The organism is Streptomyces chengmaiensis (genome assembly GCF_029846775.1).
GTDB classification, from domain to species: Bacteria; Actinomycetota; Actinomycetes; order Streptomycetales; family Streptomycetaceae; genus Streptomyces; species Streptomyces chengmaiensis.
In genome coordinates this window covers 88,425-111,344 of record NZ_JARWBG010000008.1, presented here as the reverse complement: position 1 = coordinate 111,344, position 22,920 = coordinate 88,425, and the positions used below count along the sequence as shown (strand labels likewise).

At 62.1% G+C, this 22,920-nt stretch carries 25 protein-coding genes and 1 pseudogene; 13 read left to right on the top strand and 13 right to left on the bottom strand.

Annotation, left to right across the window (positions count from 1 at the left end; translation table 11 throughout):
- Positions 1-20 precede the first annotated feature (20 nt).
- Entirely contained in the window at positions 21-2,252 is a 2,232-nt protein-coding gene (locus QCN29_RS09920) for an MMPL family transporter (protein WP_279927405.1), read from the bottom strand.
- A gap of 230 nt (positions 2,253-2,482) precedes the next feature.
- On the opposite strand from QCN29_RS09920, the pseudogene QCN29_RS09915 reads away from it, so the two are divergent.
- Both QCN29_RS09915 and QCN29_RS09910 read left to right on the top strand, forming a co-directional pair.
- Positions 2,483-2,722 (top strand): annotated as a pseudogene (locus tag QCN29_RS09915) (DUF5959 family protein); the annotation flags it as partial.
- A 208-nt stretch (positions 2,723-2,930) separates the two neighbouring features.
- Positions 2,931-3,200 (top strand): GNAT family N-acetyltransferase, encoded by a 270-nt coding sequence (locus tag QCN29_RS09910; RefSeq protein ID WP_279927404.1) that lies wholly within the window; start codon positions 2,931-2,933, stop codon positions 3,198-3,200.
- A gap of 665 nt (positions 3,201-3,865) precedes the next feature.
- On the opposite strand, the gene QCN29_RS09905 is transcribed toward QCN29_RS09910, so the two are convergent.
- The 6 genes from QCN29_RS09905 to QCN29_RS09880 all read right to left on the bottom strand — a co-directional run bounded on the left by QCN29_RS09905 (position 3,866) and on the right by QCN29_RS09880 (position 8,522).
- Positions 3,866-5,041, bottom strand: a complete 1,176-nt coding sequence (locus QCN29_RS09905) for a PLP-dependent aminotransferase family protein (RefSeq protein ID WP_279927403.1) — start codon at positions 5,039-5,041, stop codon at positions 3,866-3,868.
- A gap of 99 nt (positions 5,042-5,140) precedes the next feature.
- Complete coding sequence (locus QCN29_RS09900) at positions 5,141-5,437, bottom strand: chorismate mutase (protein WP_279927402.1); 297 nt, start codon at positions 5,435-5,437, stop codon at positions 5,141-5,143.
- A gap of 1,011 nt (positions 5,438-6,448) precedes the next feature.
- Positions 6,449-6,676: a hypothetical protein gene (locus QCN29_RS09895; protein WP_279927400.1), complete on the bottom strand. Its 228-nt coding sequence runs from the start codon at positions 6,674-6,676 to the stop codon at positions 6,449-6,451.
- A 721-nt stretch (positions 6,677-7,397) separates the two neighbouring features.
- Positions 7,398-7,565, bottom strand: a complete 168-nt coding sequence (locus QCN29_RS09890) for a hypothetical protein (RefSeq protein ID WP_279927399.1) — start codon at positions 7,563-7,565, stop codon at positions 7,398-7,400.
- 71 nt (positions 7,566-7,636) lie between these two features.
- A complete protein-coding gene (locus QCN29_RS09885; RefSeq protein ID WP_279927398.1) occupies positions 7,637-8,041 on the bottom strand; it encodes a hypothetical protein in 405 nt (134 codons plus the stop codon).
- Positions 8,042-8,081: 40 nt separating this feature from the next.
- Positions 8,082-8,522 carry a DUF4259 domain-containing protein gene (locus QCN29_RS09880; RefSeq protein ID WP_398859166.1) on the bottom strand — a complete coding sequence of 147 codons (441 nt, stop codon included), beginning with the start codon at positions 8,520-8,522 and terminating at the stop codon, positions 8,082-8,084.
- 448 nt (positions 8,523-8,970) lie between these two features.
- Between QCN29_RS09880 and QCN29_RS09875 the strand changes: the two genes are divergently transcribed.
- On the top strand, positions 8,971-9,315 hold the full coding sequence (locus QCN29_RS09875) for a helix-turn-helix domain-containing protein (protein ID WP_279927397.1): 345 nt from the start codon (positions 8,971-8,973) through the stop codon (positions 9,313-9,315).
- 64 nt (positions 9,316-9,379) lie between these two features.
- On the opposite strand, the gene QCN29_RS09870 is transcribed toward QCN29_RS09875, so the two are convergent.
- Positions 9,380-9,706: a hypothetical protein gene (locus tag QCN29_RS09870; RefSeq protein WP_279927396.1), complete on the bottom strand. Its 327-nt coding sequence runs from the start codon at positions 9,704-9,706 to the stop codon at positions 9,380-9,382.
- Positions 9,707-9,826: 120 nt separating this feature from the next.
- Between QCN29_RS09870 and QCN29_RS09865 the strand changes: the two genes are divergently transcribed.
- Together QCN29_RS09865 and QCN29_RS09860 are read left to right on the top strand one after the other, a co-directional pair.
- Positions 9,827-10,183 (top strand): hypothetical protein, encoded by a 357-nt coding sequence (locus QCN29_RS09865; RefSeq protein ID WP_279927395.1) that lies wholly within the window; start codon positions 9,827-9,829, stop codon positions 10,181-10,183.
- Between the two features lie 177 nt (positions 10,184-10,360).
- Positions 10,361-10,711 carry a hypothetical protein gene (locus tag QCN29_RS09860; protein WP_279927394.1) on the top strand — a complete coding sequence of 117 codons (351 nt, stop codon included), beginning with the start codon at positions 10,361-10,363 and terminating at the stop codon, positions 10,709-10,711.
- Between the two features lie 65 nt (positions 10,712-10,776).
- Here QCN29_RS09860 and QCN29_RS09855 read toward each other — a convergent pair whose 3' ends face one another.
- Entirely contained in the window at positions 10,777-11,826 is a 1,050-nt protein-coding gene (locus tag QCN29_RS09855; protein ID WP_279927393.1) for a hypothetical protein, read from the bottom strand.
- Between the two features lie 368 nt (positions 11,827-12,194).
- Between QCN29_RS09855 and QCN29_RS09850 the strand changes: the two genes are divergently transcribed.
- Positions 12,195-12,470: a helix-turn-helix domain-containing protein gene (locus tag QCN29_RS09850; protein ID WP_279927391.1), complete on the top strand. Its 276-nt coding sequence runs from the start codon at positions 12,195-12,197 to the stop codon at positions 12,468-12,470.
- A gap of 114 nt (positions 12,471-12,584) precedes the next feature.
- Positions 12,585-13,889, top strand: a complete 1,305-nt coding sequence (locus tag QCN29_RS09845; protein WP_279927390.1) for a hypothetical protein — start codon at positions 12,585-12,587, stop codon at positions 13,887-13,889.
- 20 nt (positions 13,890-13,909) lie between these two features.
- On the opposite strand, the gene QCN29_RS09840 is transcribed toward QCN29_RS09845, so the two are convergent.
- Positions 13,910-14,386, bottom strand: a complete 477-nt coding sequence (locus tag QCN29_RS09840) for a hypothetical protein (RefSeq protein WP_279927389.1) — start codon at positions 14,384-14,386, stop codon at positions 13,910-13,912.
- Positions 14,387-14,593: 207 nt separating this feature from the next.
- On the opposite strand from QCN29_RS09840, the gene QCN29_RS09835 reads away from it, so the two are divergent.
- The 3 genes from QCN29_RS09835 to QCN29_RS09825 are packed head-to-tail and all read left to right on the top strand — an operon-like array spanning position 14,594 to position 17,123.
- Positions 14,594-15,511: a hypothetical protein gene (locus QCN29_RS09835; protein ID WP_279927388.1), complete on the top strand. Its 918-nt coding sequence runs from the start codon at positions 14,594-14,596 to the stop codon at positions 15,509-15,511.
- Between the two features lie 46 nt (positions 15,512-15,557).
- Positions 15,558-16,391 carry an alpha/beta hydrolase gene (locus QCN29_RS09830; RefSeq protein ID WP_279927387.1) on the top strand — a complete coding sequence of 278 codons (834 nt, stop codon included), beginning with the start codon at positions 15,558-15,560 and terminating at the stop codon, positions 16,389-16,391.
- Between the two features lie 33 nt (positions 16,392-16,424).
- Complete coding sequence (locus tag QCN29_RS09825; protein WP_279927385.1) at positions 16,425-17,123, top strand: hypothetical protein; 699 nt, start codon at positions 16,425-16,427, stop codon at positions 17,121-17,123.
- A gap of 17 nt (positions 17,124-17,140) precedes the next feature.
- On the opposite strand, the gene QCN29_RS09820 is transcribed toward QCN29_RS09825, so the two are convergent.
- Positions 17,141-18,592 carry a helix-turn-helix domain-containing protein gene (locus QCN29_RS09820; RefSeq protein WP_279927384.1) on the bottom strand — a complete coding sequence of 484 codons (1,452 nt, stop codon included), beginning with the start codon at positions 18,590-18,592 and terminating at the stop codon, positions 17,141-17,143.
- 348 nt (positions 18,593-18,940) lie between these two features.
- Between QCN29_RS09820 and QCN29_RS09815 the strand changes: the two genes are divergently transcribed.
- Positions 18,941-19,309: a hypothetical protein gene (locus QCN29_RS09815; RefSeq protein ID WP_279927383.1), complete on the top strand. Its 369-nt coding sequence runs from the start codon at positions 18,941-18,943 to the stop codon at positions 19,307-19,309.
- On the top strand, positions 19,302-19,715 hold the full coding sequence (locus tag QCN29_RS09810) for an ATP-binding protein (RefSeq protein ID WP_279927382.1): 414 nt from the start codon (positions 19,302-19,304) through the stop codon (positions 19,713-19,715). Before QCN29_RS09815 ends, QCN29_RS09810 begins: the two co-directional genes overlap by 8 nt.
- Before the next feature lie 5 nt (positions 19,716-19,720).
- Here QCN29_RS09810 and QCN29_RS09805 read toward each other — a convergent pair whose 3' ends face one another.
- Positions 19,721-20,350 (bottom strand): hypothetical protein, encoded by a 630-nt coding sequence (locus QCN29_RS09805; protein WP_279927380.1) that lies wholly within the window; start codon positions 20,348-20,350, stop codon positions 19,721-19,723.
- A gap of 139 nt (positions 20,351-20,489) precedes the next feature.
- Positions 20,490-22,199, bottom strand: coding sequence for a hypothetical protein (locus QCN29_RS09800; protein WP_279927378.1), 1,710 nt, complete (start codon positions 22,197-22,199; stop codon positions 20,490-20,492).
- Positions 22,200-22,373: 174 nt separating this feature from the next.
- On the opposite strand from QCN29_RS09800, the gene QCN29_RS09795 reads away from it, so the two are divergent.
- Positions 22,374-22,898: a hypothetical protein gene (locus QCN29_RS09795; RefSeq protein WP_279927376.1), complete on the top strand. Its 525-nt coding sequence runs from the start codon at positions 22,374-22,376 to the stop codon at positions 22,896-22,898.
- Positions 22,899-22,920 lie beyond the last annotated feature (22 nt).

The window sequence follows — 22,920 nt, the reverse complement described above, 5'->3', positions numbered from 1 at the left end:
CCCTTCAGGGAGGGGAGGATTCAACCCTCCGGCTCTCCCTCGGCGTGGATGTGCGGCAGGATCCGGTCGAGCCAATGCGGCGCCCACCACGCGGACTTGCCCAGTAGCGTCATCACGGCGGGCACCAGCAGCAGCCGCACCACGGTCGCGTCGATGAGCACGCTGACGGCGAGGCCAAGGCCAAGCATCTTGACCACGATGTTCTCGTTGATGAGAAAGGCCGCGAACACGCTGAACATGATCAGTGCGGCGCAGGTGATGACCCGTGCGGTGATCTCAAGGGCGTGCGCCACGCTGGCCTTGGGGTCGCCGGTGCGCAGCCATGCCTCGTGGACGCGCGAGATGAGGAAGATCTCGTAGTCCATGCTCAGTCCGAAGACGATGGCGAACATCATCATCGGCACATAGCTCTCGATGGGCACGGTGCCGGAGACGCCGAGCGCGGGCCCGCCCCAGCCCCACTGGAAGACGGCTACGACGACTCCGTACGAGGCGCCGATCGACAGCAGGTTCAGCACGGCCGCCTTGACGGCGACCAGCAGGCCTCGGAAGACGATCAGGATGATCAGGAAGGCGAGGGCTACGACGACGGCGATGATGTAGGGGAGCTTGCTGGAGACGATCTCCACGAAGTCGACCTGGGCGGCGGTCGTGCCGGTGACGTACCCCTGCGCGGCGGTGCCGGAGACGGCCTGCGGGAGGACGTCGTCGTCGAGCCGGTTGACCAGGTCGGTGGTGACCTCGCTCTGCGGCCTCTCGGTCGAGTAGGCGGTGGCGATCAGCACATCGCCGTCCTGCGTCGGCTGCAGCGGGGTGATGACGGCCGCCCCGGGCACGTCGGCGAGCGCCTGCCCGGCCTGGGAGGCCAGGTCCGAGCGGTCGGCCTCCGGCACGGACGACTGGTCGATGACGATGGTCAGCGGTCCGTTCGAGCCCGGCCCGAAGGCATCGGACATCAGATCGAAGGCGCGCCGGTCGGTGAAGCTCGTGGGGTCCGCGCCGTTGTCGATGTTCCCGAGCTGCATGGAGAACAGCGGGATGGCGAGCACGGCGACGACGCTCACCCCGCCGGCCAGGAACCACCAGGGCCGGCGCTCCACCCGCTGGGCGTACCGGTGCCAGGTGCCCGACTCGATGCCTGCTTCCTCCTGCACCTCGGCGATGGGCTTGCGCACATGGAACCGGTCGATGTTCCGGCCGATGAGACCGAGCAGGGCAGGCACCAGCGTCAGGGCGCCGAGAACGGCGGTGACGACGGTGACGGCGGCGGCCACACCCAGCTTGGCGATGAAGCCGATGCCGGAGACCGACAGGCCCGCAAGCGCGATGATCACCGTGCAGCCGGAGACGAGGACCGCGCGCCCGCTGGTGTTCGCGGCCCGCCCGGCCGCGCGGACCGGGTCGGCGCCGTCCATCAGGGTCTGCCGGTGGCGGGTGAGCAGGAACAGCGCGTAGTCGATGCCGACCCCCAAGCCGATCATGGTGGCCAGGGTCGGAGAGACGGTGGCGAAGGTGAAGGCGGCTGCGAGCAGCCCCAGACCGGCCACTCCGACGACCACGCTGATCAGCGCGGTCAGCAGCGGCACCCCGGCGGCGATGACGCTGCCGAAGCCGACCAGCAGCACCAGGATCGCCACCCCGAAGCCGATCGCCTCACTGACCCGGTCGTCGGCCTCGGGCCGCGCCAGATTGCCGAGCGGACCGCCGTACTCCACCTCTACCCCGGCTGAGCGCAGCGGCTCCACGGCCCGGTCGACGCCGTCCAGATAGGAGCTGCCCAGTGTCGACGGCTGTACGTCGAACTGCACGGTGATGTACGCGGTGGCCGCGTCCGAGGACAGCGGCCCGACGTCCTGCCCGTCCTGGCCGTCCTGGCCGTCCTGGCCGTCCTGCGGAGGCGGCGTCTGCTGCGTCAGCGGGTTCTGCACGGAGAGCACATGGGGCAGCTGCTGCAGCTCGCCGACGGTCTGGGACATCTGCGGTCCGAAGTCCGTCAGGGGCCGCTCTGCGTCGTGCAGCACGATCTGACTGCCGTATCCCCCGGCCGCGGGCTCATGCTCCTTGAGCACCTGCTGCCCCTGGTAGGACTGGGTGTCCGTGAGCGTGAAGTTGTCGGAGTAGTCGCCGCCGTAGATCCGGTCCAGCGCCTGCACACCGCCGACGGCGGCCAGCCACGCCACGATGACCACGACCCAGTGCCGCGCACACCACTCCCCGAGCCTTCGCAACGCTCCCGCGCGATCCGACGCCATGTCACCACTTAAGCCGCAGAGACGCCGGCCAGCCCGCACACGTGAGCCGAACCGGTGAGCGGCCTGGAGACCACGGACGCTTCCCGTGTCGCGTGAACACACCGGCTGCCCGGCCGGGAGCCCATCGGGTGGGCCATCCGCGAAGGCCGGGCCGTACCGCACCGGCGTAGCCACTTCGGGAAAGGCCTGGGTGACCGCCGCTACCACGTCGCGCCGTCGGGCCAGGCCAGACGGCCAGCATCGGCGGAGGCCGCGGCCTGAGCCTCGACATCCACATGCACGAAGACGGCTGGCTGTCGATCCAGGTCAGCGACCCGGACCGCCTTACGGCGCTCCTGGGAACCCGGCCCGAAGGAGACTGGATCGCCGAGCACCGCCGACACCTGGAACAGGTCCGGCTGACCTGGCCCCGCGAAGTCATCGAGACCGCCTCAGGAGCCTACGAGTGGAGCCCCAACCGCAAGCGGTGACGCCCTGATCCAAGCAGCCGGCATCACGGCTTCCTTGACGGGGGTCGAGCCGTCGAGGGTGTTGCACTCGACGCCGGCTGTCCACACGGCTGCTCCGCGCGAACCAGGGTTCCCCCTCCTACTCCGTACGAGTGACGAACGACTTAGGTGAGGCCGGCCAGGGCAGGTCCTTGACGGCTGACAGGCAGTTCGTCGAAAGGAGCGAGGTATGGAACAGGCGAGGGAGAAGCAGGAGCTCGAGGCCGGCCTGCTGGTGCTCGGCTACATGTTCGGCGAGCGCCGCTACCAGAAGGCGCAGGCGTACGTCCACGACTTCAACGAGGTCTCCCAGGCGGGCATGCTCGCCTTCGGCGCGCAGCTCGAAGGCCGGCTGCGCCGGCACGACTTCTTCGCCGGGCGGTACCACGACAACCTGATCTTCGGTCTCACCGCTGAGGAGTTCTTCGCCGCGCACGGGCCCGCGCACGAGACCGCCTAGCCGGGGAGAGTCCGCCTGATACTCCCTGCCGACCGGTCCGGCACCACCAGCGGCCCACCCGCCGTCCTGATCAGACAAACGCCGAGATCCCGCCCAACCTTTCGGCTGAACGGGATCTCGTGCATCATCATGGCGCTGCCGCTGCTCTCTTCGAAGCCGAGTTCGACCCACGTCCTCTCTCAGCTGCGTGTGGGGCCTGGATGATGCTGCGGTGACGAACCTCAGCGACGACCATGTGAAGGTCCACCTCCGGTTGGACGTGGACGAGGACGGCTGGCCGCCGACGAGCATGGAGAGCTTGTGGGCGGTGGACCTCGGCGACGGGACCGCGGCACATCTCGAAGCGCGCCAAACGGCTCTCCCCGGACGAGGTGCAGGAGCTGATCAACGGGTACCAGGCGGGAGCCACGGTCTACGAGTTGGGCGAGCGGTTCGGCGTCAGCCGACAGTGGGTTGGCGAGACCCTCAAGCGGCATGGCGTGACGGCACGGCGTCAGGGGCTGTCACCGGAGCAGACAGACGAGGTGGTGCGCCTCTATGAGGCGGGCTACTCACTCGTCCGTGTCGGCGAGCGGCTGGGAGCCGACCCGACGACGGTGCTGCATCGGTTGCGGGAGCGGGCGTACGGACACGGGACACACACGGCCGAGAGCGTTCGTAGAGTGCTAAAGGACGACCGAACGGTGTGCTTCGATCAGGTCATCGATGCGCCGGTCGATCTTCTCGGGAACGTCCTCCTCGTTTTGCAGGAGGAAGGCGATGACGCGCCCGAGTTCGGCGCACTCGTCCTCCTTGAAACCGAGGCGTGTGATCTCGGCGGTACCGAGACGGAGGAATCCATCGGCGTTGATGCGATGGCGGCTCAAGTGGTCCCGCAGCCTGAAGGAGTCCTTCATCCCGTAGTCGGTGAGCACCTGATGGCAGTACGTCAGTTCCGGGAAGTTGCCGGCGTCGGCCCCGCGCAGCGGTATGCCCTCCTCGCGCAGGGTGTTCGCGAGCGCCTGGGAGTTGGCGACCACCTGCGGGGCGTACTCCTCCCACCGGGTCTCCTCCAAGACGATCCCGGTGGAGGCGATGCGTGCCAAGTGGGGGTTGCACACCAGGGTGGGGCCGTTGAGCGGGCGGAAGTTCGACAGGACCTCCACACGGCGGTGCAGGTTTTCGTCATTGGTGAGGATCAGTCCGCCCTGCGGCCCGGGAAACGTCTTGTGCGTCGAGCCCAGCAGCAGGTCCGCGCCCTCCGCCAGCGGGTCCTGGTACTGCCCGCCCGCGATCAGTCCGAGGGTGTGGGAGCCGTCGTAGGCGACCACCCCTCCGTAGCCGTGGACGATCTCCGCCACTTCGTGCACCGGCATGGGGTAGGTGACGATGGAGGAGCCCAGCACGACCAGCGGTGGCTTGACGTCCTCCAGCAGGGCGACCGTCGCGGGAAGGTCGAGTTGCCAGTCGGAGTCGGAGAAGGGCAGCGGCAGCGGGCGGCGGTCGAAGGCCTGGTAGTCGAGCGGGTATCCGCCTCCCGGGAAGAACGGGGGGACACGGCCCACGTGATCGTTGGGCTGGGTGAGCGCGAAGACCGCGGCGAGCAGACTCATGTTGCCCGAGACCGGTGACAGGTTGGCGTACCGCGCGCGGAAGACGCGCCGTGCGGCTTCCGTCGCGGTGGCCGTGATCGCCTGCGCAGGTGCGGTGCCGGAGTAGAAATCAGCCGCGTAGCGTGCCGTGATGTCCGAGCTCAAGGGGGCCAGCGCGCGCTCGGACATCCGGTTCTCACTCACGATGAGGTTGAGCGAGTCAAGGCGTGTCCTGGCGTGCTGCTCGAGCAGTTCGTCGATCGTGGTCATCTGTTGTTCCACACCATTCTTCGGTAGGTGAGCCGAGATTCGGTTGGTTCTGCAGTGCCCTGTCCGGTCCGGACGTTCGTTTCCGTTGGTGCAATTGACTCAACGGTCTTTCGGGATGTGCTGCAGCTTCGGATGGGGGGTCTTGCTGCGGCACAGCCGCAGGACCTCCGTGCCGAGGGCGGTTCCTGCCTCGGGAAAGGCATCCTGGTACCGCCTCAGGACCACCGACTCCCTAAAGAGATCCGAACGGGTTCCACCGGAATTCATCCGTTTCCGCTGGATCTCCTCGGAGACCTTCACACGCAACTGCAGCAGTTCGACGATCCGCGCGTCGAGTTCATCCACCCTTTCCCTGCGGGCGTCGATGACTCCCTGAACCTTGTCGGGAACGCTCACCCCAGCTCCTTCCATGTTCTCGACGACGCCGCCGTCGGCGTCGTGGACTTCTCTTGGGGAACAGGTGCCGTTGACGGGGCCCGGGCACCGGGCCCCGTCGATTCGTGCGCGCGGGTGCGGCCGCGGCAGGCCGATACACGTAACTGTTCAGCTTGAGCCGTTCAGGTGACCGCTGGGGCGGTCAGTCGTTGGGCTACCCATGGGAGCCGGCCCTGGGGGGCGGCTCCAACGAGGATCGCCGAGTCGTCCGACCGCCCGACACCCCCGGTTTCATTGAGCGGAACTCCCTCCGGTGTGATCTGCGTGACTACACGCGTGCACAAACCACCACGACCACCACGGCAGCCCCACGGGCGGTACCCCCGATATGTTTTCCGCGGTCCTGCAAGAGAGCCGCTGGCCTCCTGGCCCGGCATGACTGTTGCCCCCTGTCGAAGGCATGACCTGGGGGTGGTGTCGCCGGGCCCGAGGGGTGCCGTCGGAGACGCTGATTCGCAGCAGTGCCGGACATCGAACGGCAGCGACAGCATCTGAACAAGCGGCTCGGTGAGACAAACGACGACCTCACCGAGGCCGCTCGCTTGATCGAGGTGTCCCTGACACTGCTGGAGAACCCTCGCGCACTGTACGAACGATGCAGCGCCTGCCAACGGCGCCTACTGAACCAAGCGATCTTCCACAAGCCGTACGTGGATGACGACGAGGTGACGGACGTGGCCCTGAAGGAGCCGTTCGCACGGCTGCACGCGGCGCGGCAGAAAACAGCAACGTCACAGGTCGATGCCACCGCCACAAGGCCCGAGAACGCCAACAGGGCCCCTCTCCCGGAGGAGAGAGACCCTGCTTGGGCTGACACGATGGACCCTCTGACAGGTGGCATTGGTTCTGCCACGTGTTCTAGTAAGCCGTCCATGGTCGGGTGTTCGCGAGTAGCCCTGATCAGCCACGTCTCGACCTGTTGAAGATCGCTTCCGGTTCGCGAGCCGATCGTTTCCCCAGTTGGTGGGCTGCTCAGCAGTCGTAGCGGTGCGTGTACGGCATGTCGGGGCAGTGGGGGCAGAAGAAGAGGTACACGCCGCCGAGGTCGCCCATGTCCATTCCGTGGCCGATGGTGTCGACGACCGTGTGGTCGGTCTTGGTCCACCGGCTGGGGTCCGGGCTCTCGGGTTCCTGTTCGTCGAGCGGGAACCAGCGTCCTTCGACCGGTTCCGTGGCGGTGATGCTCAGGAGGTGTTCCATGCGCCGCCCGCAGCGGCAGTCTGGCCAGTCGGGCTGCTGTCCAACCGGGATACCCTCCGGCCTTGCTCTGGACGGTGGTGGCCACCTCGTAGTACGAGAAGCCGAACGCCTCCTCGACCTCATCGAATCGTCGACTCAACGTCTGTGCGAGGTCTCTCGGCAGGTCCCCGTTCGGGTACTCCACCGCCCGCGTCGGCGTCACTGTGCAGGGCCGGGGCATGAATTCCTCTTCGTACTCATACGGCTCCGGCCGGTCCGACAACACCACACCCACTGCCACCTGCCGCTCGTTGCGCCAGTAGACCCTCGGCAGCGCGGCCCCCGCTTCGTCGTCGTGGATCAAGGGGCACCACAGGACCTGCAGCACGTCCGTGCCTGCCGGGAACGGCAGTTCAGGCACGTCCCGCGCATAGAGTTGCACGACCGGCGCCATCGCCACCGGCTCAGGGCCGACCACCTCGGTCGGGGTCCGCAGCGGCTTCCAGTGACCTGGCTCGGCGCACATCGGCCACGCCTCATCGGCCGGCCACAGCAGGGGCCCGCCGATGCAACTGTCGTGCACAGTCGGTTCGCCGCTACGCGGATACAGCAGGGTCGTCTCCCGCGCGAGACCGGAGAGCTCCGGCATCAGCGATTCCACGTCGAATGGCGGTGCGGGGATGCGCCGGGGCATGTTGCCTTCCAGGTGGGGACGGGCAAGCGGGCCGTTGGCAGGTCAGCGCTAGCGGAGCTGTTCGCGCGGAGGCTGCGGAAGGAGCGTGTTCTGCAGTCGGTTGAGGCCGGAGCGTGTGTGTGCGGCGTGCATCCGCGTCCACAGCTCGGTCGTGGCCGGCTCGTCGCTGAGCCAGAGGGGTTGTACGTCTCCGTCGCCCTCATCGGACGTGACCATCCGACCGGACGGAGGGTCCAATCGGGTTTCGGGGTGCATGGGGTGGATGCTGGCGCTGTGACCGGGAGGTATCACCGAGAGGGTCCCATCACTCGATCGCGGAACTGCTGGAAAGCGTGCCAGCCCGACGTCTGCCCCGGAGTGATCAGGTCCCCTTCGGCGCAGTCGAGCGCCTTGCACCGCATTGCCTCGGCAAGACGGAGGACGGGCGTCAGCACGTCGTCGCCGGAGCCCCGGATGTGGAGCATGACGGAGTCCACCGGGTCTTCTGCGCCGATGTTGAGTTCCATGGACCAGGTGCGACTGAGGAGTTCGCCCCACGTGGGGTCGGAAAGGTCGATGTCGGGAACGGCCTCGGTGATAACTGCGAGGACGTCGTGCCGGCTGCCCAGCGGAGCGGGGGCATAGTCGTCGGGGATCTGCTGCACTGAGGTGATGTCATCGGGCAGACGGAGGAGGAGCACGTCCCAGCTCATGGTGACCTTTCGGGGATGACTCGTAGAGGGTGCAGGTGGTTCAGATCAGGCTGAGCTGTTCTCCGGGCATCTGTGGCGTGAGTACGTTCCGCAGGTTTCGGATCTGCGCGCGCCAGGGACCGCCATCCGATTCATCCCAGAGCTCCATCAGCTCGGACGGCTCAGTCATGACGCGGTCGAGGGCCTGGAGGGCAAGTTCGCGCAGGCTGGTGAGGTCGGGAAGCTGCTCTTCGGGGCCGTAGACGGGATCGGTCGGCTCACCTTCGGGGCAGTGCGCGGCAATGAGAGTGGCCGCGGCGACGGTTTCTTCGGAGTCGGGTGCTTCGAGGTAGCCGACGGTGTCGATCACGCGTGTGAGGGTGTCGCGGATGATGCCCGCGCGTGCGTCCATGGCGGCCTCATCCAGGGTGCCGCTGAAGTCGGCTGCGGTGTCGTTGTCGAAAGGCCCGACATCCCAAGTGCCCATGGTGTTCTCCTGCATCGTGGCCGGTTCTGGGCATCTTGACAGCAGCCACTGACAGGAGCCTTGCCTGGGCGGTGGGCAGGAGTTGGTCCCGCGTCGATTTCGAGTGGGCGCAAGGCGAATGTGTGCGGTCGGTTGAGGGCATCTGCGGTCACGCTCTGCGATCTTGTTGCCGCTCGCCCTACGATCTGGACGCGGGGATCATCACCGATACGCACGTGCCGTCCGAGGCGACGCGCAAGGCGCTACGGAAGCTCGGCAAGCACCTGGACAAGCCGCTGAACGCCAGAGATCAAAAGTAGCTGCTGTACTTTGCTGCTGTACGACGTGAAAGAGCCCCTGACGGATCTCTCCGACAGGGGCTCTGACGTCTGTGGACCCCACCCGACCCCACTGGAACGCAAAAGCCCAGGTAGACGCCTTGGAGGCGCTGCTACGCAAGCTACCAGACCCCTCCAGCCCAGCCATGCAACGCAAGCGGCGCGTCACTCCCCGAACTGCCAAGCAGATCAAGGGCGACCAAGCTCAGGAGCTCATCGCCGCATACAAGGCCGGAGCCACGGTGTACGAGCTTGGTCGACGCTTCGGCATCAACCGCCGCACCGTCGGCGACATCTTGAAGCGCCACAGCGTAAAAACCCGCTATCGCAAGCTCACCGCTGAACAAGTCGACACAGCAGCTCGCCTCTACAAGCAGGGCCTCTCGCTGGCACGAGTTGGCGAACGCCTCGACGTGACAGCCGACACCATCCGGAACAACCTCCTCAAACGAGGTGTGAGGATGCGAGACCGGCACGGGCGGGAGCAGTAGCTCCACTCGCCAAGAACCAAAGACGGCCGCTTCGTGTGAGCGGCCGTCTTGCACGTCCTCGTCGCTATGCCGCTTGGTCGTACTCGATGTTGAGCTTTCTGGCAGCTCGCTCGATCCAGTCTTCGTGGCGGTCGAGCTGGTGAGATATGACTGTCCGCTCGTCGCGTTCCATTTCAAGCATGCCGTGAACTTCGTCGACGCTTGATTGCACTTTGTCAATCTTTCGGTCTACTTCTTCGAAGCGACGGTCGACAGCATCGAACCGCTCATTCATGTGCTTCACGAATGACATAGCAAACTGATCGAGCTTGGCATCCATCTTCTTCTCAAGCTTCTCACTAATTCGTTCTTCGAATCCCTTTAAGACCTCCTCCAATTCTTTTCTATCCATATCCCCATTATGTACCGACCGCAGCACGAAATCAAGGCGGAAAGTCAACCCATTGACTCGTTCCGGCCTCGGGTTTTAAATAAGACTAGACATTCACCAAAACCAAAGGAGGGTTATTCAATGACTGAACAGCAACAACCAGAGGGCCAGGGCGAAGAAGCCGAAAAGAAAGTCTTCGCGCCACGGATCAGCCAGGAGTTACGTGCCCAGATAGAGGCATTGAGAGGCATCACGGGGCACACGATCAATCAACTTGGCGAAGAGGCACTACGAGACTGGACCGAGAAGATTCTCGGAGATCCAGAAGTCCGCAGCAAAGCCATGGCTGGAATCGAGGAACAACAGCGCCAGCTTCAAGAGCAACGTGCGGCTATCGAGAAGGTACTCGGCACGTCAGCGACAACCGCTTCGAGCGAGGTGCCGGCGGATACAGGGCCAGGTCGTAGCGGGCGGAGGGGAAAGTCTGCGCAAGAATAATCTTGACCTAATACCACACTCTCACCTATCGTTCGGTACCCTTTCACGAGCGTCACTCGTTAGAGTGAAGCAAGTAAAAAGCATCAATTGGATCTCCAGGATTATGCGACGCTTGAATAGCTAGGTCCAGCCCGGATCTAGCTATTGCTTACTTTTTTTGAGGGAATAGGGTTCCAGATGGCTCGCACAAGACAGCAAGATTCAGGTGCCGTGTTTTCCAGTTCCGATGTCGAACTGGCCAATACGTTCGAAAAGTTTCCCCCGAAGAGCCGAGAGCAATTGCTGCACATCTACCAGCAGAAAATGGAAGTTCAGAAGACTATCACTCGCTGGGTCTTTGGCGTCGCTTCGATTCTGGGGGCCTTCGCCCTGTCAATCTCACTACTGCTGGGCTTGAGAGGAGATCCCTTCCCCTGTGCCGGGGTAGCTACTGCAGTAATGGCAATGGTCATTGTGGTAGTAGCCACCATGGTGGGTCGCGTTCCTGAGAAGGCGATGCTCCGAGCAATCCGTCCAATTCAGCAGTAGTTACTTCCGACGCCAGGCATGATGCGTGCCCATCCAGTGAGTTGAGCTCGCTACGAGAGCGCGCATCATGTCTGCTTCCCGCGCCCACCCGACACAGCGAGCTCCCGCATCTCCCCCTCCAACACCCACACGAACGCCACGCCTCCCTTGGGGAACGTCCAGCCTTCGTAAGCAACTTCGACGCTCGGTGACGGGTCCGATGCTGAGAGGTGGGTGTACCGCGGCTGTCGTGGTCCGGAGAGGTAGTCCAGAACGTTCATGCGCCGGATACCGCAATCGCCGTACCAAAGCTCAGCCCTGAAGTCCTTGGTGGGCTGGGCGAGATCGAGGTGCAGGACGTGCCCGTGCTGCTGTACCAACACGCGGTAGGTGTACGACACGGTGATCTCCTCGTCGGACTTCGCCTCGCCGAGGTTGCAGGTGAAGACCTGCCCCTCCTTGCGCACGCTGCGACGTACCTTCTGCGGCTTGCCGTTGACGGCGATCTGCACCAGCTCGAAGACCTCGGGTGACGAGGCGTCGAGACCATCTACGGGCGGGAAGTACCACTCCGCTGCGGAAGTCGGATCGGCCAACAGGTCTCGGTACGCGTCCAAATCAGACACGCAGGAGAAGCGCAGCACCGGGCTCGACGGTACGAAGCGGTACTCCCAACGGATGGTGGCAACGAACATCGCGCCTCGGCCCTCCGCCGGCCCCTTCGTCCAGGGGGCGAGCGCTACCGCCACGTGGGCATCCTCCCAGCGTTGCCGGGCTCCAATGATCTGTTCCTTCAAGTCGCGGTAGGCGTCGGCAGCCAGCTCCTGGTCACCGAGACGGATGCTCAAGGTGTTCTCGACGATGCGGTCGAGCGTCTTCTTGGAGGCCACGTTCGTCAGGGAATCCGGCGCGAAGGCGAAGCCGTCGACCACGGCGTCCCGGATGGCTGGTGCTTCCTCCGACAGCACCTTGCGGAGACGCTGGTTGGCACGGGCCTCGGCGTCGGCCTGGTCGATGTACTCGAAGAAGATGGCGATGAGCCCGGTCGTGAAGAGAGCCGAGCCGACCTCCATCACGGGGAGGCTGTCAAGCCAGGCGCCGGCTGCGTTGCCGCTCGCCCAGTGGGCGAGGAGCATCAGAGCTATACCAACCACCGTGGCGACGGTCGCGAGGAGTGCAAGCTTGGTTTGGTATAGGCGCTCGAGCGGACTTGACATACACAAGATCAATTATAACAAACATGCAGCTCAGGGCAATGGTGAGAGCATGGGGAAGGCCCCGAGCCGCTAGGTACGGCTCGGGGCCTTCTGGGCCTGGCTCGCACGGGCGCTCAGCGCTTCGTGCCGCCGCTGCCTCCACTGTTGACGCACAGCATGGCCATCACCCCCTCCCAAGTGCCGGGGACCTTGGGCATGACTATAGGACACATAGTCATGGGATGCAGAGTGTTGGGATATATCGTCTCTGGATCTTGAGGCTTGGGACATATGTAGTTGGGCGTGGTATGGCAAAACAGCCCATCTCAGACGCTGCCCAGACCTTTGGGGCCCGAGTCCGCACCCGCAGGAACGAGCTCGGCAAGAGCCAGGAGCGCCTTGCCGACGACAGTGGTATGCACTGGACGTTTATTGGGCAGGTCGAACGAGGTCAGCGCAACGTCAGCCTGCACAACATCTTGAAGATTGCTGAGGCGCTGGGCATCGACCCAGGTGAGTTGATGCAGGGGCTGAAGGCGCCGGAGGACGTCGGCGACAGCAACGATCGAACCTCGGCTTCGTAAAAATGTATTGGCATCGCGCCACCCGCGACGCAGTAGAATTTCCGTGGGTCGCCCCTCGGACGGCCGAGAGTCCACGTGCCAAGTCTTGAGGTGCCCGTGATCTTCCGATCAGCAATGTCCGCCTTCTCGAGGCTCTTCCAGAAGTCATCAGCTGACGAGAAGGTGACTCCAGATTATCTCCTGGCTCTGGCCACCGAGTTCTATGTGCAGTCGCACGACTTTAACGGCCTACCGGTGCGCTCCCTCGAAATGGAACTGGATGACCTCCGAGTGCTCCTGCGGCCATTGGTCGAAGCGGGTACTGTTTACGTCAACTACGGTGACCGGCATCCCAACCCTCACATCTTGGCGTTCGAGCCGGAGCCCCGAGAGCAGCAGCTCGGAAAGTTGGCAACCAGCGACCTGACTGGCGCGTGTCTCTACCCCACGGTTGGTCACCTTGAATCGGTTATAGACCGCGACGCACACCGAGGTCGTCCGTACAGCCTCGAACTTGCCCTCGGGTATCCCGCCCTCGGATACCACTTCTTTGATCTCTCGATTCTGGAGTCGTACCGCAACGATCCTCGCTATTACTACAACTTCGACATCACCGGCAGGATCGGCATCCACGATGACCATTTCGGGCAGTCAACCATGCCTGAGCGGGATCAGGTGCTTCTTCAGTCATTTGGCCTGGCGCTACAAAAAGACGATGCATGGGGCGTCATCGTATTTCGCCGGTACCTATCTTCGCTCTCGCCCGAGCACCAGCAGATTTGGAAGGCCAAGCAGGAGGACGACAGAGACAAGTTCGCTCCACACCCGGACTACTTGCGGTCGAGCATCCTTGGAGAGTGGCAGGAGAAGCTCTCCTTGTTCAGGGCGTTCTTGGAAGAGATGGAGCAGATCAACGCTCTCGCGCAGCACATCGGCCGACCACCGCTCTTCCAGAATACCTACACTGAGAACTGGCCCAATGACTTTGGTTACCTGATCCGTCCGACGGGCCGCGAGCTGGCCAACTTCGCTGGCGTCCTCGACAAGATGCTCTCAGACAACATCAACCGAGAGTTCTTCCAGAACGAAGTTCCGTACGAAGACGAGCAGACCGACAAGAAGGGGCGCACGGTCGTCACACAGCGGGGAACCATCCGAATCCTTGACGAGTGGATCAAGGAGAAGGTCAGGTGTGAGAACCCTGAGCTCATCGAGCACGCCATCAAGACGTTGAAGGACGTCCGTAAAAAGCGGAACCCGAACGCTCACACGATCAGACCCGACGAGTATAACGTTTCGCTGTTCAAGGAACAGGTAAAGCTTATGCGCGACGCCTACCGGGCATTGGTGACGTTGCGGCAGATCCTTCAACTCCATCCGGCAGCGCATGGCTATGAGGTGCCGGACATTTTGGAGAACCAGGAGGTTTGGAACATCTAAAAGAGTATTTCAGATTTCACTTATAGCTCGTTAACTTGCCACTCTCTACCGCCACCCAGCTCCTGTATGTAACAGTATCGCTTTCCTTTGCCTGCCAGGGCACCTTCTAATTCTGAACTTCCGGGCTCGTAATCCGATTTGCCGCAGTCATTGGCGGAAATAAATACACTTTCACTGTTACGTCCTAGTGAATCAGGCAGGACGAGAGTCGCAATTCTTTCATCCTGCACGGTTACAGCCATGATATTGCAGTATGTGTCCTCAGGGGCTGTATGAACACTACACACCTGCTGATAAGCTGTTCCGTTCCACCAAGGCTTCAAATGGGCCACTTGGCCGGCATCACCGCCTCGCGTCTTCGAATTCTCCGCGAAAAAGCTATCATGGATCCAATTCCCCACAAAGTAGAGAATTGCTAAAAGGGTAACGGCGATCAGTAGGCCCGAAAAGCCGGATGATGCCGCGGGGGTCGCCTGGTCATTAAATTCTTCATTCATCTTCAATTCGCCTTGATTAATAGTTTACATTCTAAAAGATCAAGGCGAATTCGTCAAAATTTCTCCTGCCTGCGATCTCCTGCGCGAAACGTTTCGTGTTGGCCTAATAGCGAGCCTGCCCACCCGCCTCACCTGCCCCGCTAGCGAGCTCACTGTTGAAACACAACGATCTGGCGCAAAACACCCGTCGCCCAGTAGGATCCGCCCATGTCGACTCCTGCTGTCTGCGAGATCAATCAGTGCGGCGTGCTGGCCATCGGACGCTGTCACAACTGCGGTCTCCCCTTCTGTGGTTCTCATCAGGCCAGTGGCTACGCAGGCACGCCCATATATTCGAACGAGTGCGCGCCTTGCAACGTCAAGCTCGGCTCTCCAATTGACAGGATGAGCAGGGCAGGCATGAAGCTCCGAGAAAGCGCGGGCGCAACTACACCTGAGACGACCGACGAGAGCAACAGCTCATTCGAGGACCTGCTCAACTCCCAGCGGGCCAAGCTTTCCCGTGTCGAGAACGACGCTCAGCGGCAGGCGGACGAACAGGCAGCCAAGCGGGCATCTGATCGAAACGAAGCAGCAGAACGCGCCCAAGCTTTGCTACCCCAAGTAGAGTCCGCCGTCGCAGAACTTCGTCAGTTCGTTCCAATCGACGAAAGAATCTATCTTGGCTACTGGGAGGGCACCCCTACATTCGATGGTGGGTACCTCTACGGACGGAGCGGATTCCTACGCAAACCGGTACTCGCGAGGATCCGTTTTGGACTGCACTTCTTGAACTGGAAACGCTCATATATCACCGAGGGATGGCAGATAGGCAGCGTCCGTGTGCCGTTCGATGGCATTCCAACAACGACCGTGCACAGGACCGCCGACTTCGCCTCGTACGGCTTGAACTGGAACAACGAACCTGAATGCTCGCTCGATGAGTTGGCCCGTCTGGGAACCTACAGCTTCACTGCACCGGTCTATGACTACGATGCACGCTCTCCCAGCGGTTCGGAGCTGGTGACAGTGCGAGCAGACAAAAGGATTCAGGAATTCATCGCGTCAGCGGCCAAGATCATCGCTGAACTTGAACGAAGAGTGCTCGCCGACGAGCCGCTCTATCCGCCCACGAAGAGGCGCTGACTCCACCTGGTCGCCCTACACCCCCACACTCCCTACGCTACTCTCCATGCCTTCAACTGACGTGACAGTCCGTACCCTCGACGGCCTCCACCTGGCGGGCACCTTGGTCACACCGGAGCAACCAACCTCCCGTGCCGTGGTGCTCGTCCACGGTGGAGGCGTCACCCGCGAAGAAGGCGGCTTCTTCACGCGGTTGGCGACCGGGCTGGCCGAAGCCAGTGTGGCTTCGCTGCGCTTCGACCTCCGCGGGCACGGCCAGAGCGAGGGCCGTCAGGAAGACGTCACGCTCTCCGCCATCCTCAACGACATCCGGGTCGTGCTGGCGTACGCCCGCGAGGCGACCGGGGCCGCGGAGGTCACGCTGCTCGGAGCGAGCTTCGGCGGCGGAATCTGCGCCTACTACGCCGCCCAGCGTCCGGACGAGCTCTCCCGCCTGGTCCTCTTCAACCCCCAGCTCGACTACAAGAAGCGCACTATCGACAGCCGGCCCTTCTGGGAGAATGACTACCTCCAGGACGAAGCAGCACAGCAGTTGGCATCGGAGGGCTTCATCCAGTTCACGCCGACCCTCAAGCACGGGCGCCCCATCTTCAACGAGGTGTTCTGGCTCCGTCCCCATGAGGCCCTCGGCGACGTGCAGGCCCCGACCCTCATCGTGCACGGCACCAGGGACACCCTCGTACCGTTCGAGTCCTCCAAGTCGGCTGTCTCCCAGTTCCGGGCTCCGTGCCAACTGGTCGAGATCGAGGGCGCACAGCACGGCTTCGCCGTCCACGACGACCCGCAGTACCTCAACCCTCAGAGCCAGGAGTGGCAAGCCTTCGTGATTCGGACGGTGGCGGAGTGGGTGACCAACGTGCGTGGCAACACCGTTCGGTAGCACCAGCACTGGGAAGGCTGAGATACTCCCGGCATGCAGTCCGAGACACTTGTTGCACTCGCCGCCGCAGGAGGCGCCATCGCCGCCGCTGGCGCCTCCTGGGTATCGCTCCGGTTCGCTGCACGCGCTTCCAATGCTGCTGCAGCCCAGACTGAAATCCAGCGGGACCAGACGAGACTCCAGCAGCGGGCTGCCGATGCCGCCATGGCCCAGACTGACCTCCAGCGCCAGATCGCGGAAGAAGCTGCTCATCCCTACATCTGGGTGGACGTACGCCCGGACGAGGCCCAAGGGACGGCGTTCAACCTGGTACTCGGCAACTCTGGGCCGACGTTCGCGCACAATGTTCGGGCCACGATTTACCCGCCGCTCAGTGATGGTGGCCCCTCTTCTCGAGCCGAAGCAGCTCAAAGACGGCTACGCCACGGCATCAAAGCGCTCGGTCCGGGACGTAAGCTCGTCTGGTTCATCGGAGTTGGCTTCAAGATCGTCAAGGATGACGTCCCGCAGCGGCACACGATCACGATTGATGCAGATGGACCGCATGGCCCGATCCCTACGATGACCTACGAGATTGACCTTGCCGATCTCCGGGAAACCCGTGACGCCCCAGAGGGCAACCTGCATTACATCCGCAAGGCGATCGAAAGCCTCGAGGGAGCACTCCCGCAGCTGCGCTACCCCGTGCGCGTGATCGTCGAGAACCAGGACGGCCAGTCACCAACTGACTGACGCAACCTCTATAACCTTCACGAAGCCCGCAGAGCTTCGCGGAAGTCTCGTACCGCAGGCCGGCTACTCCACCGATCCAAGGTGTGCAGGACTTCCCCGAGGACACGCATGGTCCGCTCCGACTTCATGGTGTGCGCTACCTCGGCAGATGCCCGGCCGAGCTGGGCGGCTTCGTCGGGCTCACCGCACAGCGCCACAGCAGCCGCCCGCCGTGCGGTGAAGAACCCCGTGTCGCGTCGCGACAACGTCCCCGCTGAGATCGCCTCGCCAAACAGTTCCACCGCCATGCTCGGCTTTCCGGCCTCGGTGTACGTCACGGCGTTGCGGAGCATCAGGGTGTCTTCGGCGAAGTAGGCACCGAGCGGGTTCGGGTCATCGCTGGGCATGTTGGTCAACAAGCTGCGCGACTCGTCGAGCTTCTGCCTGACGGCATCCAGCGGTTCGCCGGTCATGGCCAAGCCGAGGGCCTCTTGCTGGGTAACCTCGGCGTGGACACGCGGCGGCAGTTGCCACCGCTCGTGACGAGCTGCCTGGGCCAAGGTGAGCACCCGCAGGGCATCTCGATCGTCATATGCCATCTGACTTTTCTTCAGCAGGACATACCCCTGCATGGATGCGTCGTCAGCCTCCTGAGCCCACTCCATGGCCCGGTTGTACCAGAAGCCGGCCTGACCTGGCTGGTGAATATCACGATATAGCCACCCAGCGAACTCCGCTCCATCCGCCCCGACCGACAGCAGCTCGCGGCGGGCCCGCGGCTTCACGTTGCGGGCGTGCTGCTCGATCGCGCCGAGCAGCCCGAGGACGACCGGCAGAGTCTTCTTGGGCCCGAGGGAGCCGTCGTCACGCTTAGCGTGGTCGAGCTGAGTGCGGAAGTAGTCGACGATCGGGCCGCCCTGGTAGCGGCGTGAATCGTCCAGAGCGCTCGCTACGCGCCGGAGCTCTTCCAGGCCCAGGCCGGGGAGGGCAGCAGCGGCGATGCCGCTGAGCAGGGTTCTACGGTGAAGCGGACTCATGGCCTCGTGTTCTGCGCTCGTGGTGCTGTCGGCTGGGATCGCCGACAGGCTGCCGAGGCCGCTGGTCGCTAGCGTGGAAGCGTCGATGGGTACGAAGACGGTCTGTCCGTCGACCACGACCGGAAGCAGCGTTGATCCCTGGGTCTGGGACGGCTGCTCTGGCCTCTGGAGATCGCTGTCCTCCCGCGGATTCGCAGGAGCGGCGAACTGACTTTCGCTACCTCGGAGCTTGAACCAAAGTAGGTCGGCCGGAACGCCGAGGCTATGCGCCCAACTCATGAGCTTTCCGAGGTCCTGCGGGGCAGGACCGTTCTCGATGCGGCTGAGCTGCGCCTGGGTGAGGCCGAGCCAGTTGGCGACGGCTCCCTGAGAGATGGGGCGCTCGTGGTGCGGGTGGGTGCGGTAGGCGTACAGAACCTTCCCGAAGTGCCAGCTCTCCAGGGCCTCGCTCATCTGCGGGTGTTGCCAGAACTCGTCGGGCAGAACGGGCGGTTGGCCGGCTGAACCGCGCTCCTGGCGGGCGCAGGCGCTACAGCGATCTCCGGCGTTATCCCTGGCCAGGCGGGTACCGCACTGGCAAAAGCGGGCTGGTGGTTGTGGTGCCATGCCGCTGTACTCCCGCCCCTGTTGCCGCTGGTTTTACCCAACCCAGCGTATTGCCATACGGGGCCCGTGGGTGGCAATACGCCGGAGGTATACCGGCGTATGCGTGGCCGTAGTTGGCGCAGGTGGGAGACCTAAGCAGGCTCGGTAGCCCCCGTTTTTCCCACCCGTCCAGCGGGGTGGGACAAGGAGCCGACCATGCGACCCACTTCACCTCGACGACTTGCCTACGGCTATCTCCGCATGCTGCCAGGGCTCGGCATCGACGACGTTCTACGACTCCAACGCGACCTGATGGTCTTTGCCGAGACCAACGGACTGGTTCTCGCAGACGTGTTCGTTGAGGCCCAGTGGCAGCAGCTCAGGGCGTGGCAGGAGCTTGTGGCCCACAGCCGCATGAAGAACGTAACCCACGTGGTGATGCCCTCGCCCGAACACCTTCACCAGATCCCGGTCCTGGCGGAGATCATGAAGGACGAGGTAGAGCGCGAGATTGGCGGCCAGCTCTGGTTGGTCGAGCCGTTCGAGGAGACCGCGCCTCAGAGCCAGGAGGCGGGCCGTGAGTAACCGACGACTGGTCAGCCGGCTGGAGCTTGCCGCCCAGCGCGACGCCTCGCCCTGGGCTCGTCGCCACGCCCGTGATGTCCTCGGTGCCTGGGGCCTGGTGCTCGAGCGGATCGACACGGTGGAGCTGTGCGTCAGCGAGCTGGTCACGAACGCTGTACTCATCTCCGAGGAGACCCTCGACGCTCCGGTGATGCGTATCTCGCTGACGCTGATCTACATGCCCGGCGAGCTTGTAGTTGAGGTAGCAGACGGCTTCTACCAACCGCCTGTGCGCAAAGGGATTGTCAGCCCCCAGGCCGAGAACGGCCGGGGGCTTTTCATTGTGGAGATGCTCGCCAAGGAGTGGGGATTCTTCCAGCCGCCGAACGGCGGCAAGGTGGTGTGGTGTCGGGTGGGGTTGGGGTGAGGGGTTCACCAACCGGGGTACACGAGCCCTGGACAGTTGAGCCCCTCGTACTGAGCGAGTTCAGACGGCCAGCCGTCCTTGAAGTCGGAAGCCGGATAGGTCAGTTCATCCTGGCTGACTTCGGCGAACGCGCCCCGATCATCAGCGCGGTAGATTGTCGTGACGCCTTTGAAGAGATCTTCCTTGGAGCGACTATCCCAGTCGCGGCTCAATGTAACAAATACTATTTCCGGATGCCCGTTCCGCGCTCGACAAGTAATCCCTGTCTGAAACCCCCATGTGCCGTGATTGAACCAGGAAGCGTCTCCCAGTCCTCGCAGTGGTCGTAGTTCACCGCTTTGATACTCAAAGTGCCAAACAAGGATCGAGCGACCACCGGCAAGACCAACAACGAAGAGATCGTCCTGATCGTCTTCGTTTAGATCGACTGGCTCTTTCCAGTTCAGCCATTTTGGCTCTGTGAGCTGGTGAGCGCTGTACTCCTTCTTGTCAACGATAATTTGAGAACGGCTTTCACCACTGCCGAACGCGACGTTGATACTCAGCTCTCCAGTTCCGTCGCCTCTTCCTTTCAAGAGCAATGCTGCTCTATCTTTTTTGTCGTCGCCGTCAAAGTCTCCTTCGCGGATCCCCAAGCAATCGTCCTGATGGGGCTCACAGGGGTCGGGGAGACCCTCTCCACGGTGAAGGAACCACCAGCCAAAACTCCCTGCTGCCAAGATGAGAAGGAGCACTGACAGTAGTCGATTCCTAGATGCCAATGCGCTCTCCCAACTAGGAATTGATGCGAGCACAGTTCGTGGTATCGGTCGTATACTGCCCAGGTTTTCCCTGGGCAATCACGCTCGCTGACTCTCCGCCCGCTAGCTCGAGCTCAGTAGGGATCCACAGCTCGCCGTACTTGATGCCCTGCACGGCTTCTAGATCAGCTTTGGAAGGGTATCCGTAGAGCCTTTCTTGCGCCGGCGTGGCCCGAGGGCATGGATCGGCTGTCAACTTGAATGTCTCTCGACCGTTTTCGTTGACGACATAGGTTCTGTACTGGCTGCCGCCCGCTTCGTAGTCCACAGCGATCTTGAAGGTGTACGCGCCCTGAAAGGCAAAGAAGGCTAGGTTAAAGGCTTCCCCATCTCCCTGGAAGCTAAGAGTCTTACGTTGCGCCTGGAAGAATGGCTCACCCGCATCGGCTCCGTCGGCCGGATAGACAGCCTCCATGGCCGGTGCGTTCATGTAGAACTCTGCATCGCCGATCCAGTCATTATTCTTGCTGGGCGGCATCAGGAAGGCACCACCTGTAGGCATAGGTTGCTTCTTGATATCTACAGGACGAATCTCAATGATCTCGATGTCCCTCTTGTCGTCATCCAATCGGTTGATTGCAAACTGGATGCGCAACTCACCGAGCAGGTAGCCGTGTTCCTCAAGTGAGTTCTGGAAGTCTGCGGGGAGCTTATCTACCCCGATAGAGTTGTAGCCCTGCAACGGCTTGGTTACCAGATCAACTTTGTCATCGGAGACGGCGGCGCTCCACGTACCGTTCATGCCTGTCACTGAGTATGTGTGCACATTAAGCGCATCACCGATGGGGAGCTTCGCTGGCGGCTTTGGTGAAGAGTTGAGTGTGTCGCCGGACCACTCTTCTCCCGTTTCCTCTGTGTCGTTAGGCCAGGGCAGGAACGTAAGAGGCAATGTCATAGCGAGAACAAGAGAAACGAAAGCCTGCCGAATGAGGAAGGTCCTTGCAGGTTCCTTGCGCTCTGGTAGTGGCTCTGGCGAGTCTGGCTCGCTGCGCTGTGGCTCCTCGGACAGCGTCAACGAGGCGTCTGATTGAACAGGTTGGTCTATTGGTGCTGGCTCATTGGCTGTTGGCTCCTGGAGGGACTCAGTCGCTGCTTTCTCAGGGAAGACGGCCACTTCGACACTGGTGGAAGGAACATCCTCCTGTACATGAGTACGGCTATTCGTTGCCGCTACTCCTGCGGGGCCATGAACAATCTGCGCCTCAGCGACAGCCCGCTCAAGCAAAGCGCTGTATTGCTTACAGATCTTTTTTGCGGCATACGTCGCAAACTTATCGAAATGTTTCCTTAGGTTTTCTACATCGCCAGCCTTGAGCTGTTTCTTCAAGTGCTGCGAGAAATCTTCACGCCGAACGCCCTTACCCGACCTTCGGCGCACCTGCCGGACATCATCAATATTGAGGTCGACCCTAATGGAGTCGCGACAGTCACTTTCATCCAAGAGGCGAACTTTTGCTTCAAACGAAGCAATAAGTTCATTCAGCTTCACAGTCAATGTCGACTGAATGTCACTCATGCTGTTGTCTGGTGTGACCCCCCAAAGAACGCACAGCTCCTCGCCTAGGATATCGAGGAGCTTTTCTTTTTCGCTCCCTGAGCGCCGAACCCCCTTTCCCTTACTAAGCTCTTGGATCCGCTTTCGCATCGCTTCTTCATTAGCTGTCAATCGCTCCTCAGTTGCCACACCGCCCCCTGACTGACATGCAACTGGCAGAATTATATCATTTTTTGCAGACCGGAAGCCCGGCCTCGGGTATCTACTATTGCATTTTTAGTCCAACTATGAAATAAATAGATACGTATGCATGGAGAACTAAATCAGCAGCGATACGAAGAGCGGAGGCGCAGGGAAGAAAGTTTGGCAGCGTCGCTTGATCGCCTGCCCATCCAGGAGTTTCTTTTCCTATATCGCGCTTGCCTGGACCAAGAAGATGGTGCGCCAAGCTTAGAGATATCGAGATTTGAAGACAGGCGCGATATTTATCTTGAAGAATCGATGGATTCCTATATCGGGTCCCTTAGTACTAGGCATCCCGAACGCGCAAAGGAAATATTCTTCAGCTTCGCTGGTAGCCCATTAAAGCAGGAGCGTCACAGAGTGGCCCACCTTGCTCGGCCGCTTATGCAAGTAGATCATGATATCGCCATAGATCTTTGGGAACGCCTTCTTCGAGATCCTGAACATGAAGTTAGAGCCAAAGCATTTGACGAGATGGAAGATGCTCTTGAAGACCCTGAGCTAACACCCGCTGACATCTTCCGCCTCACCAACGCCTATCACGAAGCAGAACAAGACGAGAACCTCCATGACCCCGTGCGTCATGCCGGAGAGCTTGCTCTGCGACGTCTGGTGAGCCTCATGGACTCCGAAAACGAGTCGTAGGAGCCCCTGTTACCACCTCCTG

Excerpts from the sequence above, each read along its gene's own strand:
- QCN29_RS09840 (WP_279927389.1), bottom strand. The coding sequence starts at position 14,386 with ATGAATGAAGAATTTAATGACCAGGCGACCCCCGCGGCATCATCCGGC.
- QCN29_RS09835 (WP_279927388.1), top strand. The coding sequence starts at position 14,594 with ATGTCGACTCCTGCTGTCTGCGAGATCAATCAGTGCGGCGTGCTGGCC.
- QCN29_RS09920 (WP_279927405.1), bottom strand. The coding sequence starts at position 2,252 with ATGGCGTCGGATCGCGCGGGAGCGTTGCGAAGGCTCGGGGAGTGGTGT.
- QCN29_RS09860 (WP_279927394.1), top strand. The coding sequence starts at position 10,361 with ATGGCTCGCACAAGACAGCAAGATTCAGGTGCCGTGTTTTCCAGTTCC.
- QCN29_RS09865 (WP_279927395.1), top strand. The coding sequence starts at position 9,827 with ATGACTGAACAGCAACAACCAGAGGGCCAGGGCGAAGAAGCCGAAAAG.
- QCN29_RS09890 (WP_279927399.1), bottom strand. The coding sequence starts at position 7,565 with ATGGTCACGTCCGATGAGGGCGACGGAGACGTACAACCCCTCTGGCTC.
- QCN29_RS09905 (WP_279927403.1), bottom strand. The coding sequence starts at position 5,041 with ATGACCACGATCGACGAACTGCTCGAGCAGCACGCCAGGACACGCCTT.
- QCN29_RS09895 (WP_279927400.1), bottom strand. The coding sequence starts at position 6,676 with ATGGAACACCTCCTGAGCATCACCGCCACGGAACCGGTCGAAGGACGC.
- QCN29_RS09820 (WP_279927384.1), bottom strand. The coding sequence starts at position 18,592 with ATGAGCGAGGCCCTGGAGAGCTGGCACTTCGGGAAGGTTCTGTACGCC.
- QCN29_RS09850 (WP_279927391.1), top strand. The coding sequence starts at position 12,195 with ATGGCAAAACAGCCCATCTCAGACGCTGCCCAGACCTTTGGGGCCCGA.
- QCN29_RS09815 (WP_279927383.1), top strand. The coding sequence starts at position 18,941 with ATGCGACCCACTTCACCTCGACGACTTGCCTACGGCTATCTCCGCATG.
- QCN29_RS09825 (WP_279927385.1), top strand. The coding sequence starts at position 16,425 with ATGCAGTCCGAGACACTTGTTGCACTCGCCGCCGCAGGAGGCGCCATC.
- QCN29_RS09845 (WP_279927390.1), top strand. The coding sequence starts at position 12,585 with ATGTCCGCCTTCTCGAGGCTCTTCCAGAAGTCATCAGCTGACGAGAAG.
- QCN29_RS09875 (WP_279927397.1), top strand. The coding sequence starts at position 8,971 with ATGCAACGCAAGCGGCGCGTCACTCCCCGAACTGCCAAGCAGATCAAG.
- QCN29_RS09870 (WP_279927396.1), bottom strand. The coding sequence starts at position 9,706 with ATGGATAGAAAAGAATTGGAGGAGGTCTTAAAGGGATTCGAAGAACGA.
- QCN29_RS09855 (WP_279927393.1), bottom strand. The coding sequence starts at position 11,826 with ATGCTCCTCGCCCACTGGGCGAGCGGCAACGCAGCCGGCGCCTGGCTT.
- QCN29_RS09880 (WP_398859166.1), bottom strand. The coding sequence starts at position 8,522 with ATGCAGGAGAACACCATGGGCACTTGGGATGTCGGGCCTTTCGACAAC.
- QCN29_RS09830 (WP_279927387.1), top strand. The coding sequence starts at position 15,558 with ATGCCTTCAACTGACGTGACAGTCCGTACCCTCGACGGCCTCCACCTG.
- QCN29_RS09910 (WP_279927404.1), top strand. The coding sequence starts at position 2,931 with ATGGAACAGGCGAGGGAGAAGCAGGAGCTCGAGGCCGGCCTGCTGGTG.
- QCN29_RS09885 (WP_279927398.1), bottom strand. The coding sequence starts at position 8,041 with ATGAGCTGGGACGTGCTCCTCCTCCGTCTGCCCGATGACATCACCTCA.